Annotated in this window: 12 protein-coding genes; 5 read left to right on the top strand and 7 right to left on the bottom strand. The window is 73.1% G+C overall.

All coding sequences use genetic code 11. From position 1 onward, the window contains the following. Nucleotides 1-147: 147 nt before the first annotated feature. Nucleotides 148-2,040, bottom strand: a complete 1,893-nt coding sequence (locus O7631_RS33300) for a protein kinase (protein WP_347403528.1) — start codon at nt 2,038-2,040, stop codon at nt 148-150. Between the two features lie 144 nt (nt 2,041-2,184). Here O7631_RS33300 and O7631_RS29815 point away from each other — a divergent pair, with 144 nt between their 5' ends. Both O7631_RS29815 and O7631_RS29810 read left to right on the top strand, forming a co-directional pair. Next, nucleotides 2,185-2,385, top strand: coding sequence for a hypothetical protein (locus O7631_RS29815; protein WP_088988327.1), 201 nt, complete (start codon nt 2,185-2,187; stop codon nt 2,383-2,385). Next, on the top strand, nt 2,385-3,182 hold the full coding sequence (locus O7631_RS29810; RefSeq protein ID WP_278147302.1) for a site-2 protease family protein: 798 nt from the start codon (nt 2,385-2,387) through the stop codon (nt 3,180-3,182). Before O7631_RS29815 ends, O7631_RS29810 begins: the two co-directional genes overlap by 1 nt. Nucleotides 3,183-3,266: 84 nt before the next feature. Here the strand turns inward: O7631_RS29810 and O7631_RS29805 are convergent, their stop codons facing one another. The 6 genes from O7631_RS29805 to nadA form a co-directional block, all read right to left on the bottom strand. Continuing rightward, entirely contained in the window at nt 3,267-4,265 is a 999-nt protein-coding gene (locus O7631_RS29805; protein ID WP_278147301.1) for an aldo/keto reductase family protein, read from the bottom strand. A 44-nt stretch (nt 4,266-4,309) separates the two neighbouring features. Further along, nucleotides 4,310-9,139: a WG repeat-containing protein gene (locus O7631_RS29800; protein ID WP_278147300.1), complete on the bottom strand. Its 4,830-nt coding sequence runs from the start codon at nt 9,137-9,139 to the stop codon at nt 4,310-4,312. Nucleotides 9,140-9,523: 384 nt separating this feature from the next. Further along, a complete protein-coding gene (locus tag O7631_RS29795) occupies nt 9,524-10,084 on the bottom strand; it encodes an XRE family transcriptional regulator (protein WP_278147299.1) in 561 nt (186 codons plus the stop codon). A gap of 195 nt (nt 10,085-10,279) precedes the next feature. After that, nucleotides 10,280-10,873: a DUF3043 domain-containing protein gene (locus O7631_RS29790; protein WP_269683010.1), complete on the bottom strand. Its 594-nt coding sequence runs from the start codon at nt 10,871-10,873 to the stop codon at nt 10,280-10,282. Between the two features lie 114 nt (nt 10,874-10,987). Further along, nucleotides 10,988-12,343 carry a UDP-N-acetylglucosamine 1-carboxyvinyltransferase gene (gene murA / locus O7631_RS29785; RefSeq protein WP_145779648.1) on the bottom strand — a complete coding sequence of 452 codons (1,356 nt, stop codon included), beginning with the start codon at nt 12,341-12,343 and terminating at the stop codon, nt 10,988-10,990. Between the two features lie 212 nt (nt 12,344-12,555). Next, nucleotides 12,556-13,755 (bottom strand): quinolinate synthase NadA, encoded by a 1,200-nt coding sequence (gene nadA / locus O7631_RS29780; protein WP_278147297.1) that lies wholly within the window; start codon nt 13,753-13,755, stop codon nt 12,556-12,558. A 68-nt stretch (nt 13,756-13,823) separates the two neighbouring features. Between nadA and O7631_RS29775 the strand changes: the two genes are divergently transcribed. From O7631_RS29775 to O7631_RS29765, 3 genes are all read left to right on the top strand, one after another. Then, the gene (locus tag O7631_RS29775; RefSeq protein WP_278148060.1) at nt 13,824-14,963 is read left to right on the top strand and encodes a glycerate kinase; all 1,140 of its coding nucleotides are present in this window, start codon (nt 13,824-13,826) and stop codon (nt 14,961-14,963) included. Nucleotides 14,964-15,123: 160 nt separating this feature from the next. Next, nucleotides 15,124-15,492, top strand: coding sequence for an iron-sulfur cluster insertion protein ErpA (gene erpA, locus O7631_RS29770; protein ID WP_007463211.1), 369 nt, complete (start codon nt 15,124-15,126; stop codon nt 15,490-15,492). 171 nt (nt 15,493-15,663) lie between these two features. After that, a complete protein-coding gene (locus O7631_RS29765) occupies nt 15,664-16,641 on the top strand; it encodes a carbohydrate kinase family protein (RefSeq protein WP_269683012.1) in 978 nt (325 codons plus the stop codon). Nucleotides 16,642-16,669 lie beyond the last annotated feature (28 nt).

Genomic DNA, 16,669 nt, shown 5'->3' with positions numbered 1-16,669 from the left:
TTCCCGGCACGCGGGGCGACCCCGGGCCGCTTCACCCGCCGCCGCTGGCAATCTTGGACACTTACCGTTAGCGCGTAACGGAAAGTGTCCAAGATCTACCCTGCCAACTCACGCGAGGTCGCGCGCCTCCGGCGCGGGCGGCGATGATCAGTCGCAGTGTTCGAAGCCGCTGCCGTAGCTGGCCCCGCCGGTCGCGCCGCCCCACTTCACGCACGTCCCGGCGGCACTGGCCTTCACCGGTCCGGCGTAGTAGTCGAAGGACCCGCTGTCGGTGCTCCGGGCCCGCCCCTGCACCTCCAGGTACGCGGACGCCGCCGACTTCGTCCCGACCGCGGTGTCCTTGAGGGTGACCACGCAGTTGGTGCCGGTGCCCGAGTGGTACGTCAGGAAGACCCGGCCCTTGCGCTGCCCGTCGGTACCGGTCAGCGTCGCCGAGTCGATCACCTGGTAGCCGCTGCCGCACGCCTGCGCCGCGGTGTACGGGTTGGGCCGGCCGGACGGGGTGCGGCTGGGCGTCGGTCGGCTGCTGGTCGTACCGGTCGGCGTGGCGCCCGGCGCGCCGACGGTCCGGCTCGGCCCGCCGCTGGCCGTCGCGTCGGCCGGGGATCCGGTCGGCTCGGCCGTCGCGGTGCGGGTGGCGCCCGGCGTACCGCTGGGTCGGGGCCCGGTCGTGGTCGCCTGCCCGGGCGGCAGCTGTGCGCCGCTGCCCGCGGCGGACTCGCCGGCCAGCACGGGTGGCTGGTCCGCGGACCCCGGCTTCGTCTCGGGCCGGAGCGCCACCACGGCCACCGCGACGACAAGCGCGACGAGGACGACAGCACCGGCCCCGACCAGCAGTGGACGGCGTCGGCTCACCGGCCCGACCCCGATCGCGTCCTCCCGGGTCGGCTTCGGCTCAGTCGTCGCTTCGACCGCGACGGCCGCCGGTGGGCGTAGAGCGGCGGGCCCCGCCGACACCGACCCGGCGGGCGGCGTCGCCGCGGCCGACGATCCGGCAGCCAGGCTGCCCGGCGACCCGGAGCCCAGGCCGACCGGCGATCCGGCAGCCAGGCTGTCCGGCGATCCGGAAGCCAAGCCGGCGGGAGTGGCGGGGGCCGGGCCGGCCGGCGGCGCGAGGGCCGGGATGGCAGGCGAGGCGGCAGCAGGGACCCCCGGGGTGGGAGCGGCCAACGCCCACGGTGGGCGGGCCGAGACCGGGATGCTCGCCAGCGTCGAGTCGCGGGCGTCGGCGGCGGCCGCCGCCAGCTCGGCAGCGCTGCCGAACCGGTCCTCGGGCCGCTTGCCCAGCGCGCGAGCCACCACGGCGACGACCGCCGGCGGGGTGCCCGGCGGCAGTGGGGGAGGCTCCTCCTGGGTGTGCCGCAACGCCACCGCGAGCGGGTTGTCGCCGTGGAACGGCGGCTGCCCGGCCAGGCAGAAGTACGCCACCGCGCCGAGCGCGTAGACGTCGGTGGCGGCCGAGACGGGCTGCCCGGTGGCCTGCTCCGGGGACATGTACGAGGCGGTGCCGAGCACCATGTTCGCGGCGGTCAGCCCGGCCATGTCGCGGGACCGGGCGATGCCGAAGTCGACCAGCACCACGGTGCCGTCGGCCTTCACCAGGAGGTTGCCCGGCTTCACGTCCCGGTGCACGATGCCGGCGAGGTGCGCGGTGTGCAGCGCGTCGGCGGCCTGGGCCAGCACCGACATGGCGGTGGCGGCGTCCAACCGCCCCGCCGCGCGTACCCGGGCGGACAACGGTTCACCCTCGACGTACTCCATCACCAGGTAGTCGACCTGGCTGCCGTCGGCGAGGACGGCCTGCCCCACGTCGTGCACCGGAACCACGCCGGGGTGCCGCAGCGCCGCCAGCATCCGCGCCTCGGCCCGGAACCGGGCGGTGAACTCCTGATCGGCGACCAGCGACGGCAGCAGCACCTTCACCGCCACCTCGCGTTCCAGCAGCACGTCCGTGCCGCGCCAGACCGCGCCCATCCCGCCCGTCGCCACCCGCTCGCCCAGCCGGTACCGGTCGCCGAGCAGCACTCCCCGAGTCAACACCGGGCCACCGTACCGGTCGCGCTCGATCGAATTGATCCACCTGCCGGGTCCTGGCGGGGGCAGCGAGGGGCCGTTGCGCGCCGGGCCGACTACGCTGGCGGGGGTTCGTCCCACGGGGACTTCAGCGGCGAGGGGAGACGCGGCATGGCGTGGAGCTGGCGGTACGAGGGCACGGACGGTCAGACGGTCGAGGGACCGGCGGAGTCGTTCGGCAGCCAGGCCGACGCCGAATCCTGGATCGGTCAGACCTGGCGGGAACTCGCGACGTCCGGCGTCACCTCGGTCGCGCTCGTCGAGGACGACCGGGTGGAATACCGGATGAGCCTGCTGCCCACGGCCGAGTGATGGCCTACGACCGGCCGGGCACCGACGGGCTGGTCCTCGGCGTGCCCAAGGCGGCGTTCCGGCCCAGCCCGATCTTCCTCGGCCTGGTCGCCCTCTTCGCGGTCAGCGGGGTGCTGGCCTGGAACGGTTACGGCAACGCCCGGTTCAACGTGTTCCTCTTCGTGGTGTCCGGCTGGCTGGTGTCGCTGTGCCTGCACGAGTACGCCCACGCGGTGGTGGCCTACCGGGCCGGCGACCGGGACATCGCCCACCGGGGCTACCTGACGCTCAACCCGTTGAAGTACACCCACCCACTGCTGTCGATCGTGCTGCCGGTGGTGGTGTTGCTGCTCGGCGGCATCGGCCTGCCCGGCGGCGCGGTCTGGGTGGACCGGCACTCCATCCCGGGTCGACTGCGGCACACGCTGGTCAGCCTCGCCGGCCCGGCGACCAACGTGCTGTTCATGCTGGTGCTGGTGGTGGCGGTACGACTGGGCACCCAGTCGGGTGGCCCGGTGGAGTTCTGGGCCGGGGTGGCGTTGCTCGCCTTCCTCCAGCTCACCGCCAGCGTGCTCAACCTGCTGCCGGTGCCCGGTCTGGACGGCGGCAACATGATCCAGCCGTGGCTCAACCCGCAGTGGCGCAGGATGTACGACCTGTTCGCCCCGTACGGCTTCATCCTGCTCTTCGCGCTGCTGTGGAACCCGCGTATCGGCGGCTGGTTCTTCGACGCGGTCTTCGCGGTCGGTGACCTGCTCGGTCTGCCGTCGTGGCTCTACGCCACCGGCCTGGACCTGATCCGCTTCTGGCAGAGCTGACCTGACCCGGGCCGGTTCGAAGCTGAGCTGAGCTGACCCGGCCCGGCCGGCGCGACGATTCGCGCCAGCCGGGCCGGTACGGCGTCAGGGACGCTGCGCGGGGGACTCGGTCTTCGCCGGGTCCCGCTCGGTGACCGGCTCGACGATCTCGTCGATCGCCTTGAGCAGCTCGGCGTCGAGCTTCACCCCGGCCGCCTTCACGTTGTCGTGCACCTGCTCGGGGCGGGACGCGCCGATGATCGCCGACGAGACGTTCGGGTTCTGCAGGACCCACGCCACCGCGAGCTGGGCCATGCTGAGCCCGGCCTGCTCCGCGAGGGGCTTGAGCCGCTGCACCCGGGTGAGCACGTCGTCGTTCATGAACCGGGAGATGAAGCCCGCGCCGGACTTCTCGTCGGTGGCGCGGGAACCGGCCGGCGGCGGCTGACCCGGCAGGTACTTGCCGGAGAGCACACCCTGCGCCATCGGCGACCAGACGATCTGCCCGATGCCCAGCTCCTCGCTGGCCGGCACGACCTCGGTCTCGATGACCCGCCACAGCATCGAGTACTGGGGTTGGTTGGAGACCAGCGGGATGTGCAGCTCCCGGGCGAGCGGGTGGGCGGCGCGCAGCTGCTCGGCGGTCCACTCGGAGACGCCGATGTAGTGCGCCTTGCCGGAGTGCACGACGTCGGCGAACGCCTCCATCGTCTCTTCCAGCGGGGTGCTGTAGTCGTACCGGTGGGCCTGGTAGAGGTCCACGTAGTCGGTGCGCAGCCGGCGCAGCGAGCCGTTGATCGACTCCATGATGTGCTTGCGGGACAGGCCACGGTCGTTGCGGCCCGGCCCGGTCGGCCAGTAGACCTTCGTGAAGATCTCCAGCCCCTCGCGGCGCTCGTTCTGCAACGCCCGGCCGAGCACGTCCTCGGCCCGGGTGCCGGCGTACACGTCGGCGGTGTCGAAGGTGGTGATTCCCGCGTCGAGGGCGGCGCGGACGCAGGCGAACGCGGCGTCCTCCTCGACCTGGGAACCGTGGGTGATCCAGTTGCCGTACGAGATTTCGCTGACCAGCAGGCCGGAACGGCCCAGGTGTCGGAATTCCATGTACCGACCCTAACTCCGCTAGATCACCAACGTCGACCGGCCACTCACAGCACGGGATTGGCGTCGATGAGTAGCCGGTCGATCTCTGCCAGCACCTCCGCGCGGTCGCGGTGCACCGGATCGATCAGTGCCGCGCCGCGCCGGTCCAGCGCACCCCACCGCCCGGTCTCGTTTGCGATCAGGAACGCCACCGGGTGGATGACCAGCGTCGGATGCGCCGGGGGAACGAGCACCGTGCCGGTGCGGTCCACCACGCCGCGCCGTCCGGCCACGTCGACAACCGCGAGGCCCTCCTCGGTGAAACCGTCGACCTGCTGGCCGTCGGCCAACTCGGTGACGAACCCGTGGTAGCGCGTGGGCACGACGATCCGGCCGGTCCGGTCGACCGCCCCCCACCCCTCGCGCCGGACCGCGGCCAACCCACGGCGGAACGGCCGTACCTCGGCGAAGTTGGGTGCCACCTGCACCGTGCCGGTCGCGTCGATCGCGGTCCAGCCGCCGTCGCCGACCACCCAGGCCAACCCGTCGCTGAACGGGTGCGCCGCCCGGAAGGACGGCGGGATCACCGTCGTACCCAGCAGGTTGATCAGCGACCACCGGTCGGTGTCCGGACGGCGTACCCAGGCCAGCCCGTCGTGGAACGGTTGCACCTCGGCGTACCGGGCGGGGACGACAAGGTCGCCGTCCGGGCCGGTGTAACCCCACAGCTGCCCGTCGCGCTCCGGCAGCGGGGGCCGGTCGCGGTCGAGCACCTCGTCACGACCCCGGGGGTACGGCCCGAAGCCACCCGCCGAGGCCCGGACGCTGACCGCGTCGAGCGCCACCCGGATCCGCCCCAGCAGTTCGGGGTCGCCGGCGCCGCGCAGGTCAAGCGCGTCCTCGAAGTGCTCGCAGGCCTCCATGAGCCGTCCCTGGTCGTAACACGACCGCCCGGCGTGCTCGTGCAGCGCGGCCCGCAGCCGGTCGGGTAGCTCGACCGAGTTGGCCTGGGCGAAGAGCTGGTCGGCCTCGGCGAAGTCGCCGCGCCAGCGCAGGACGTGGGCCAACCGGGCCTGGGCCAGCGCGGTCCGGCGCAACTCGCCGGTCGCCTCGGCGTAGGTGAGGGCCAGCCGACCGTCGGCCAGCGCGTCGTCCAGGTCGCCCAGGATCCGCGAGGTCACCGCCCGGAGGCTGAGCAGCCGGGCGCGGGCGCGGTTGTCGACCGCCGAACCCAGCTTCTCGGTCAGTCGTCGCCGGATGGCCCGCAGGTCGTCCGGTTCCGTCAACTCCTCGCGCAGCGTGACCGGGTCCAACCGCCAGCGGTACGCCGCGAGGACCTGCTCCGGGTCACCCGGGTCGGCCAGCGATGGGCGGGCGGCCACCGGAGCGGCCTCGACGGGCGGTGCGGACACCGGCGCGTCGTCCCCGCCGCTCCTGGGGCCGGGAACGGCCGTGGCAGGCGGCGCGGAGATCGGCACGGGTGGCGCGGAGGTCGGCGCCACGGACATGGGCGGTGCGGAGACGGGCGGTGCCGAAACCGGGGCTGCCGAGTCTGGTTCTGCGGCAGCCGGTGGTGCCGAGACCGGCTCCGCGGCGGCCGGTGGTGCGGAGACGGGTGCTGTGGGCGTCGGCAGGGGTGGTGCGGAGGTCGGCAGCACCGACGCGGGCGGTGCGGAGACGGGCGGTGCGGAGACCGGTGTCGCCGGCACGGGCGCGGGGGAGACGGGCGGTGCGGAGACGGGTGCCGTGAAGGCCGGCGCGGGTGGCGCGGACACGGGTTCTACGGGAACCGGGGGCGCGGACACGGGTGCTGTTAAGGCCGGCGCGGGTGGCGCGGACACGGGTTCCACCGAGGTCGGCGGCGCGGGCGGCGCGGAGACGGGTGCTGTGGCGGCCGGCTGTGTGGGCGCAGGGAGTGCGGAGACTGATGCGGGCGGCGCGGCGACGGGTGGCGCGGAGACGGGTTCGTCCAGGTCGTCGTCCGTCGTCTCGGGTCGCCAGACGTCCGCCGGTCCGGTGCTGCTCGGGCCGTCCACACCATCCCACGGGTACTCGTGCGGGGCGGCCACCTCGTCGACCGGCCGCTGCTCGACCGCGTCGGCGTCCTCGACGGGCGTGACCTGCTCGTGGTCGGCGTCGGCTGCGGGCTGGTGGTGCGGCGTCACCTCGGCGGGTACGCCGGAGACCGGCCGGTCGCCGTCCGCCATGGCCCATTCGATGGGCGGCGGTGTGTCGCCAGCGGATTCGTCCGCCCAGCTGGGTGCGCCGCCGGCGGTCGGCTCGGCCGGCGGCGCGGAGACCGGCCCGGGTTCATCGGTCGAGGTCGACCCGCCGGTGGGCTCGTCGGTCGGATGGCCGGGGGACGTCGGTGCCGACATGTCCCGGTCCGTCGTGTCCGACGCGGTGGCGAGGCCGAGGTCGTCGGCCGTCGACTCGTCGTCGGACGACCGCCGGTCCGACGACGGCCGGTTCTGCTCGGGCTCGGCCGGCTGAGCGGGGCTGAACCAGGCGTCCGGCCCGCGGGTGCCCGGAACCTCGTCCGGCTCCCGAAGGGGTGCCACCGGCTCTTCCGAGGGCGGCGGGGGCACGTAGCGGCGCGGCGTGCCGGGGGCCGGCGGAAGCGTCAGTTCGACGTCCTCCACCGGGGAATTCTGGGCCGCCGCCGTCGGAATCGGCGCGGGTCGGCCGGCCGGTGGGTCCTGGACCTGCCAGGCGGGCGGCGGTGCGACCGGCGGACGGGTGTCCGCCGCCGGGGCTGGCCGTTCCGCCGCTGTCGGCCCGTGCGGAGCGACGGGCCGCTCCGGCGAGGTCGGCCACTGCCGCGAGTCGCGCCGCTCCGGCGGGTACGGGCGCTCCTGGGTGTGCGGGCGCTGCGGCGAGTCCGGCTGTGCGGCCGCGTGTGAGCGCTGCGCCGAGTCGGGCCGTTCCGGCGAGTACGGGCGTTCGGGTGACGGCGGGCGTTCCGCGGAGTGGGTGAAGTCCGGCGGGGCCGGGCGGCGATCGGTCGGCGTGCTCCCGCCCGCCAGATCGCCAGCCCGTCGACGATCCGGGCCCGGCTCCTGGCCGCGCCGCTCGACCGGGCGGTCGCCGACGTCCGGGCCGAGGTAACGCGGCGGCGGTGTCGGATGCGGCCGGTCAGCCGCCGCCGGTCCGGTCGTCGTCCGTCGCTCGGGTGTCGGCGGGACGTCCGGCCGTTCGTCGACGTGCGGCGGATCCACCGGCGCGGGCAGGTACTCCAACCGCAGGCGTGCGGCAGGCGGACCCGAGACGGGAACATCGCTGGCCGGGGACACCGGGGCGGCCGACACCGGACGGTCCCGGCCGGGCGCGGCGGGGGAGACGGGCGCCGTCGAGGAGATGGGTGCGGGGGATACGGGCGCCGGCGACACCTGTCGCTCCGGGGTGACCGGCGGAACGGGTGTGGCACGGCCCGGTGGGGCCGGTGTCGCTGGCGCCGTCGCGGCGGGACGCACCGGCCGCTCGTCGTACCGGGAGGGGGCGGTCGGCTGTCGCTCGTCCGGGCGGGCCGGTGGCCGCTCCGGCCGCGACGGCCTGGCCGGCTCCTCGCCTCGGTTCGGGTGCGTGGTGCGGTGCGGCTCCGCCGTGCGGTACGGCTCGGTGCGGTGGCTCTGCTCGCGTGTGCGGTCCGGACGAACCGGGCCCGGTGGCGGCCAGGGCAGGCTGCCGTCGGGCCGCTGGCCGGGCCGAGGCTCGCGGTAACCGTTCTCCTGGTGCCCGTCGTCGCGGCGTGCGTTTTCGCGGTGCCCGTCGTCGCGGCGTCCGTTGTCGCGGTACCCGTCCTCGCGGTAGGCGTCCGGGCGGGCCTCCTCGCGGGAACGCCACTCCGGGTACGCCTCGGCGCGCGCGACGGCCTCACGGGGCTGCTGCCGGTGTGGGTCGGTGTCGGGCCGACGCCGGTCGTCGTCGCGGCGGGGCTGTTCCGGCATGTCCGGCTCGGGCCGGTGCCGTCGTCCACCGTTGGGCGTACGGGCCGCCTCGGCCGCCTCGTCCGCCCGGTAGTGCCGCTCCGGCCGACGGCCGTCGTCCACGGTCCGGTCCGGGTACCCGTCGGCGCGGTACCGCGCGCGGCCGTCCACCGACGCCCACCGGTCGGCGCCGTCGGCGGGTCGATCATCGGCGGTGCGGCCGTTGCGGTCACGGGCGGGCCGTTCGCCGTACCCGTCGCCGGGGTGCCGCTCGTAGCCGGCGGCCGGGCGGTCGTGCGTGCCTCGGCGACGAGCCGGGTCGTCCGGCTCGGGCATCCAGCCGACGTCGGACCGCGGCGCCGGGGACACCGGCGGTGTGCCGAGGTATCCCCGGTCCCGGTCGGCGGGTTCCGGTCGCGCACGCCGACCGTCGTACCGCTCGGAGGCGGGCTGGTCCCGGTGCCAGGCGGCCTCCCGTGCCGGTCCCCGCTCGTCGGCGGGGCGTCGGTCGGACCAGGCGGTACGCCGGTCCGTGTCGGGCGAGCGACGGTCGTCGCGCCGGGGTGGCTCCGGTAGTGGCCGGCGGTACGGCTCGTGGTCGTAGGTGCGGGAGTCGCTGGTGTCGGGGCGGCCGTAGGTGGCCCCGTCGAGGTCGCCCCGGGGTCGACCGTAGGTCGGTGTCTCGCCCGCGTCCTCGTCCACCCAGGACCTGGTGGGTGGCGGCTCCGCGGGCGGTTCGTCGGCCCAGGACCGGCCGAGGTACGTGCCGTCGGGGCGGGTCGGGGCCAGCGGTGGGACCTCGGCTCGGCCGGTCACCGTCGCACGACCGCGCGACGGCGGCTGGTGGAGCGCACCGATGTCGCCCGGGTAGCGCTGGCCGGGGAACTGGGGGTGCCACTCGGTCGTCGGTTCGACCACCCAGGACGGTTCGTTGGGGTCCGGCCACCGGTCGTCGTAACGGCCGTTCATCCGTCGAGCCCGTCGCCGTATCCGAGCACTCGGCCGACCCTCGACGGAGGTGAGCTGTGGGCAGCCACGACCGAGTGAACCCCGGGCGTCCGGTCGCCGCCTGCCACGCTCCGGTGGCCGGCTCGCGTCCGCTCGCTCACGGCGTTGTCACCTCGTTGCAAATTGTCGCGCTGGGGCCTCGCGTGCCGGGTCAGGTCGCCCGTTCCGGCAGCCCGTGGCTGCGGATGGAGGGTAACGGCGTGGACTCGCTCACCGCCACTGTGGTGCTGCCGATGGGCGCAAACGTTATCCCATTGGTTTCGGACATTTGGTCCTATAACCGAATCTGGTCTTCGACCATACCGCACCCCACGGCCATCCGACCCGGGTGGGATCCGTCTCCGGTCAGGGGTGCTCCATGATGAGGACCGCGAAGGTGCCGGGCGCGAGTGCCTCGTAGCTGTGCGGGGCGTCACCGGGAAACGTGGCGTAGTCGCCGGGGTCGAGTTCGACAGGCGCCGTCTCCGGGCCCGCCCGCAGTCGGCCGGCGGCCACCACCACGTGTTCGACGCTGCGCGGGGTGTGCGCGTCCGCGGTTCGGACGGCGCCCGGTTCCAGCTCGATCAGGTAGACGTCCCGCCGCAGGTGCGCGGTGCCCGCGCTGAGCAGCGTGCCGGTGAAGTCGGCCTGCTCCGAGCGGACGTGCGGCCCGTCTCCGGCCCGGACCACCCGTACGTCGAGGTCGTCGGGCTCCACCAGCCGACTGAACGGTACGCCGAGTGCCACGCCCAGAGCCCAGAGCGTCTCCACGCTCGGGTTGCCGGTGCCCGCCTCCAGTTGGGAGACGGTGGACGTCGACACGCCTGCTCGGTGGGCCAGCTCGGTCACCGAAATGCCTACCCGTTCCCGCTCCCGACGCAGGGCTGCGGCGATCGTGGCCAGCGGGGCCGCGGGTTCCGGAGCCATGCCGTCACTCCATTGCGTCGAGCGTTCGGGGCGCACGTTCAGCCTGGGGAACTCTTCGTACGCTACAGCGAACAGCCGCCCTGCCCCGGCAGGACCGGGAAGGAGCGGCAGGGCCGGCCCACCAGAGCGAAACTGCTGCCTCGCGGATCGCGAGGCAGCAGTTCGGGGATCGTGACGGTACGTGGGGGAGTCGGGTCAGACCTTGTCGCCGAGCTTGACCTGCGGGGCCGGAGCGCGCATCCGCCGGAACGTGATCGACCGCATGACCGCGTAGAGGTAGAGCGACCCCATCCGCTGGTCGGTCTTCGGGAAGCGCTCCCGGACCAGCTTGCCGATCTTGCGACAGATCAGCACCGAGTCGACGACCACACCCAGCGCCAACGCGCCCCAGAGCAGGTTGGAGATCAGACGGACCGGCGCCGGCATGGCCGCGTTCGACCCGATCAGCACGATCAGCGCGCCGCCGAAGAACCAGGTGCCGACGGTACGCCGGGAGTCGACCACGTTGCGGGCCAGCAGCCGCTCCGGGCCACGGTCGCGCGGGCCGCCCTCGCGGCGGAACTCCGATGCGGCCTCGGCGCGCAACTGACGGCGACGCTCCCGCTCCTCCTCCTTGGTGAGGGGGCGGCTGGGGCCGGCCGGGCGGCGACCGACGGTCGGCCGCTTCGGAGTCTCCCGACCCTTGGCAGGGGTGTAACCCCGGGGACGCTCGGCGGTCTCCTCGGGGGTCACCGAGGTGACGGCCTCGTCGACGAGGTCGGTGGACTTGCGGCGAAAGAGCGACGGCACGCGGCAAGGGTAGCCAACGGTTCGCGCCCGGTGCACATCGCGGGTGGACCGACGACGGCTCCAGCCCGGACGCGCCGAGCTGGAGCCGTCGTCGTGATCGGGAGGTGGTGGACGTTACGGACGTTCGGCGTGCGCGCCCAGGTCGGCGAGCTTCGCCTCGAAGTCCTCGTAGCCCCGGTTGATCAGGTCGACGCCGTACACCCGGGAGGTGCCCTCGGCGGCGAGTGCCGCGATCAGGTGGCTGAACCCGGCGCGCAGGTCCGGGATGACCAGGTCGGCGGCGTGCAGCTTGCTCGGCCCGGCGATCACCGCGGAGTGCTTGAAGTTACGGCGGCCGAAACGGCACGGGGTGCCGCCGAGGCAGTCCCGGTAGACCTGGATGTTGGCGCCCATCGAGTTGAGCGCGTCGGTGTAGCCCAGCCGCTGCTCGTAGACCGTCTCGTGGACGATCGACAGGCCACGGGCCTGGGTGAGCGCCACGACCAGCGGCTGCTGCCAGTCGGTCATGAAGCCGGGGTGCACGTCGGTCTCCAGCGCCACGGCGTTCAGCTCGCCGCCGGGGTGCCAGAAGCGGATGCCGCCCTCCTGGCCCGGGTCGCCCAGCTTCGGCGCGCGCGCGTCGGTGACCTCGTACTCGCCGCCGACCGACCGGAAGATGTTCAGGAAGGTCATCATGTCGGCCTGCTGCGCGCCGAGCACCTCGACGTGACCGCGGGTGGCCAGGGCGGCAGCCGCCCAGCTCGCCGCCTCGATCCGGTCCGGGATGGGCCGGTGGGTGTAGCCGTGCAACTTCGGCACGCCCTGGATCTCGATCACCCGGTCGGTGTGGACCTTGATGATCGCGCCCATCTTCTGCAGGATGCAGATCAGGTCGATGATCTCCGGCTCCACCGCCGCGTTACGCAGCTCGGTGACACCCTCGGCCATCACCGCGGTCAGCAGCACCTGCTCGGTGGCGCCGACGCTCGGGTACGGCAGGGCGAACTTGGTGCCGTGCAGCCCGTTCGGCGCGGACAGGTGCAGACCCTCCGGCCGCTTGTCGACAGTGGCGCCGAACTCGCGCAGCGCCTGGAGGTGGAAGTCGATCGGGCGCGGGCCGATGTGGCAGCCGCCCAGGTCCGGGATGAACGCGTGCCCGAGCCGGTGCAGCAGAGGACCGCAGAACAGGATCGGAATCCGGCTGGACCCGGCGTGCACGTTGATCTGGTCGGTGCTGGCGCTCTCCACGTTCGCCGGGTCGAAGACGAGCTCGCCGTCCTCGGTGCCGTCGGTGACCTTGACGCCGTGCAGACCGAGCAGACCCCGGACCACCTCGACGTCACGGATCTTCGGCACGTCGAACAGCCGGCTCGGGCTGTCGCCGAGAAGCGCGGCGACCATCGCCTTCGAAACCAGATTCTTCGCGCCGCGCACGCGGATCCGCCCTTCGAGCGGAGTGCCTCCGTGCACAACCAGGACGTCGTCGGTCAACGCAACCTCCAGCGCGTCGGTGCTGCCGTGTTGATGGTGGGGCGCCTGAACGTTGTCGCTACCCCGGATGCGGCCATGTCGAAACGGCCCGCTTGTGTCGTCGCTCCGGCAGCATAGCCCTCGGTGACGAAAAAGGACTCGGTCACATCGGCGTGTGTGGCATTAATCGGTGATCCGGCACTTTTGCGTACCAAGAACGCTACGGATCGTGATCAGGCCACCGCCGGTGGCGGGGTGTCCGAACCGGGCAGGGCGAGCATCTTGTCCAGCGCGGCCCGGGCGTGCTGCGCCGTGTCCGCGTCCACCGTGATCTGGTTGACGACCCGGCCCGCGACCAGCTCTTCCAGCGCCCAGACCAGGTGCGGCAGGTCGATCCGGTTCATCGTCGAGCAGTAGCAGACGGCCTTGTCCAGGAACATGATCTGCTTGTCCGGGTGCGCCAGCGCGAGCCGGCGGACCAGGTTCAGCTCGGTGCCGAGCGCCCACGCCGAACCGGCCGGAGCCGCCTCAATGGTCTTGATGATGTATTCGGTCGAGCCCACGTAGTCGGAGGCGGTGACGACCTCGTGCCGGCACTCCGGGTGGACCAGGACGTTGACCCCGGGCACCCGCTCCCGCACGTCGTTGACGCTGTCCAGCGTGAACCGACCGTGCACCGAGCAGTGCCCCCGCCAGAGGATCATCTTGGCGTCCCGCAGCTGCTCCGGGGTGAGCCCGCCGTTCGGCTTGTGCGGGTCGTAGAGCACGCAGTCGTCCAGCGACAGGCCCATCTCCAGCACCGCCGTGTTGCGGCCCAGGTGCTGGTCGGGCAGGAAGAGCACCTTCGACCCCTGCTCGAACGCCCAGTCCAGGGCGCGCTTGGCGTTGGAGGAGGTGCAGACCACGCCACCGTTGCGGCCGACGAAGCCCTTGATGTCGGCCGACGAGTTCATGTACGTCACCGGCACCGTCTCGCCGGCGATGCCCAGCTCGGTCAGCGTGTCCCAGGCGGCCTCGACCTGGCCGAGGACGGCCATGTCCGCCATCGAACAGCCGGCGGCCAGATCGGGCAGGATCACCCGCTGCGCGTCGGTGGTGAGGATGTCGGCGCTCTCGGCCATGAAGTGCACGCCGCAGAAGACGATGTACTCCGCGTCCGGACGGGCGGCGGCCTCCCGGGCCAACTTGAACGAGTCGCCGGTCACGTCCGCGAACTGGATCACTTCGTCGCGCTGGTAGTGGTGCCCCAGCACGAAGACCTTGCTGCCCAGCTTCGCCTTCGCGGCCGTGGCGCGAGCCACCAGATCCGGGTCGCTGGGCGCCGGCAGGTCGCCCGGACACTCCACGCCACGCTCGGTGTCGGGGTCGCTGCCCCGGCCGAGCAGCAGCAGAGCCGTCGCCGTGTTGGAGGGTTCCACCCAGGTCGAAGTCACGTAGCCCATGGTCCCACAGCGCGAGCGCGCCGCAGCTTCCTCCGGTGTGGGCTGCCACACTGCTCGGCATGCGCGTGCTGCTCTGCCCGGACAAGTTCGCCGGCACCCTGTCCGCACCGGAGGTGGCCGCCGCGGTAGCCGACGGTTGGCATTCCGTAGCCCAGGGCGACGACCTGCTGATCCGGCCGCTCGCCGACGGTGGGCCGGGCTTCGTGGAGGTGCTCGCCGAAGCCCTCGGCGGGCGGCGGGTGCCGGTCCCGACGGTCGACCCGCTGGGACGGCCGGCGGCCGGTGAGATCCTGCTCACCGCCGACGGCACGACCGCCTACCTGGAGAGCGCCCAGGCGTGCGGCCTGCACCTGCTCTCCGCGACCGAGCGCGACCCGAAGACCACCACCTCGTACGGACTGGGGCTGCTGGTGGCCGCAGCGGTGGAGAGCGGCGCCCGGACGGTGGTGATCGGGCTGGGCGGCTCGGGCACCAACGACGCCGGCGCCGGGATGCTCGCCGCGCTGGGCGTCACACCGCTCGACGGGGGTGGCGCCGCGCTCCCGTACGGCGGGGCGGCGCTCGCCGCTGTCGACGCGGTTGACGGCGTACCCCGGCTGCGTGGCGTCCGGCTCGTCGCGGCCACCGACGTGGACAACCCCCTGCTCGGCCTGCACGGCGCGAGCAACGTGTTCGGCCCGCAGAAGGGCGCCGACCGTGCTGACGTGCTGCTGCTCGACGCCGCGTTGGAGCGCTTCGCGGCGGTGCTGGAGCGGGACCTGCCCGGCTGCCCGGCAGGGCTCGGCACGGTGCCCGGGGGCGGCGCCGCCGGCGGCATCGGTGCCGCGCTGCTCGCCCTGGGCGGCGGATGCGAATCGGGCATCGGCCTGGTCACCGCCGCCACCCGACTGGACGACGCGCTGGACACCGCGGACCTGGTGATCACCGGTGAGGGGTCGTTCGACCACCAGTCGCTGCGCGGGAAGGTGGTCGCCGGGGTCGCCGGGGCGGCCCGTGACCGGGGTGTCCCGTGCGTGGTGGTGGCCGGGCAGGTGAGCACCGGCCGGCGGGAGGCCGCCTCGGCGGGGGTCACCGACGCGTACAGCCTGGTGGAGCACTTCGGTGGCGAGGAGGGCGGCGGGCTCGACGCCGCGCTGAGCCGACCCGCCGAGGGTCTACGCGAGCTGGGCGCCCGACTGGCCCGGCAGTGGAGCCGCTGAGCGCTCCGGCACCGGGCTCACCTGCGGCGGGCGTCACGCCACCCGGGTGCACCCGGCCGAGGCGGCGTACGATCGGCTGAGGACCACAACCGGGAATCACTGGACGGCGCGCGGCGTTGGCCAGTGCGTCCGGACCCAAACCGCGCAGGGAGACTTCCACGTGACCACGCCAGCGCAGACCGAGTCGACCGAGGCCCAGGCCCCTACTTCCGTCGTCCTCACCGACGTCGCGGCGCAGAAGGTCAAGGCCCTGATCGAGCAGGAGGGCCGCGACGACCTGCGGCTCCGCGTCGCCGTGCAGCCGGGCGGCTGCTCCGGCCTGCGGTACCAGCTCTTCTTCGACGAGCGTTCCCTCGACGGTGACGTCGTCACCGATTTCGGTGGTGTCGAGGTCGTCGTCGACCGGATGAGCGCCCCGTACCTTTCCGGCGCGACGATCGACTTCGCCGACCGGATCGACGCCCAGGGCTTCACCATCGACAACCCCAACGCGGGCAACTCCTGCGCCTGCGGTGACTCGTTCAACTGAGTCACACACCACGCATCAGCGATGACGGGGCCGTCCTTCGGGGCGGCCCCTTCGTCGTGACGGCCGGACGTGCTCGTGACGAGCGGGTTGCCGTTGTCCGACCGACCGGTCACCGGTGGGTTGCCGGGCCGGTAGGCTGACCGCGCCCTGCTCCCGACCCCGAGGGTTGACATGAAGATCGCCGTCACCGGCTCGATCGCCACCGATCACCTGATGAGCTTCCCCGGTCGCTTCGCCGACCAGCTCATCGCCGATCAGCTGCACAAGGTGTCCCTCTCCTTCCTGGTGGACGACCTGGTGCTCCGCCGCGGTGGCGTGGCGGCGAACATCTGCTTCGGCATGGGTCAGCTCGGGTTGCGCCCGGTGCTGCTCGGCGCGGTGGGCGCCGACTTCGCCGACTACCGCTCCTGGCTGGAGCGCCACGGCGTGGACTGCGACTCGGTGCACATCAGCGAGGTGGCGCACACGGCCCGGTTCGTCTGCACCACCGACACGGACATGTGCCAGATCGCGTCGTTCTACGCCGGTGCGATGAGCGAGGCGCGCAACATCGAACTGGCGCCGGTCGCCGACCGGCTCGGCGGCCTGGACCTGGTGCTGGTCAGCGCCAACGACCCCGAGGCGATGCTGCGGCACTCGGCCGAGTGCCGCACCCGGGGGTACGCGTTCGCCGCCGACCCGTCGCAGCAGCTCGCCCGGATGGGCGGCGAGGACGTGGTGGCGCTGATCGAGGGCGCCGAGTACCTGATGACCAACGACTACGAGAAGTCGCTGCTGCAGAGCAAGGCGCAGCTGAGCGACGACCAACTGCTGGACCTGGTCAAGGTGCGGGTCACCACGCTGGGCAAGCACGGTGTGGAGATCGCCGGTCGAGACATCGACCCGATCCACGTACCGATCGCGCGGGAGATCCGGGCGGTCGACCCGACAGGTGTCGGCGACGCCTTCCGGGCCGGTTTCTTCACCGCGCTCTCCTGGGGCGTCGGCCTGGAGCGGGCCGCCCAGGTCGGCTCCCTGCTGGCCACGCTGGTCCTGGAGACCGTCGGAACCCAGGAGTACGACGTGCGCCCCGACCTGTTCGTCAAGCGCCTGGCCGAGTCGTACGGCGACACCGCTGCCGACGAGATCCGCGCCCACCTCCTGCCCTAACCGTGCCGTTTACCCGTCGATCATGGAA

Source organism: Micromonospora sp. WMMD967, from assembly GCF_029626165.1.
Classification (GTDB): domain Bacteria; phylum Actinomycetota; class Actinomycetes; order Mycobacteriales; family Micromonosporaceae; genus Micromonospora; species Micromonospora taraxaci.
The sequence above is the reverse complement of the archived record's forward strand: the minus strand, read 5'-3'. Positions and strand labels throughout refer to the sequence as shown.

Bases quoted from the DNA above. Each gene is read 5' to 3' on its own strand.
- O7631_RS29810 (WP_278147302.1), top strand. From the start codon at position 2,385: ATGGCCTACGACCGGCCGGGCACCGACGGGCTGGTCCTCGGCGTGCCC.
- O7631_RS29800 (WP_278147300.1), bottom strand. From the start codon at position 9,139: ATGAACGGCCGTTACGACGACCGGTGGCCGGACCCCAACGAACCGTCC.
- O7631_RS29805 (WP_278147301.1), bottom strand. From the start codon at position 4,265: ATGGAATTCCGACACCTGGGCCGTTCCGGCCTGCTGGTCAGCGAAATC.
- O7631_RS29765 (WP_269683012.1), top strand. From the start codon at position 15,664: ATGAAGATCGCCGTCACCGGCTCGATCGCCACCGATCACCTGATGAGC.
- O7631_RS29795 (WP_278147299.1), bottom strand. From the start codon at position 10,084: ATGGCTCCGGAACCCGCGGCCCCGCTGGCCACGATCGCCGCAGCCCTG.
- O7631_RS29815 (WP_088988327.1), top strand. From the start codon at position 2,185: ATGGCGTGGAGCTGGCGGTACGAGGGCACGGACGGTCAGACGGTCGAG.
- O7631_RS29775 (WP_278148060.1), top strand. From the start codon at position 13,824: ATGCGCGTGCTGCTCTGCCCGGACAAGTTCGCCGGCACCCTGTCCGCA.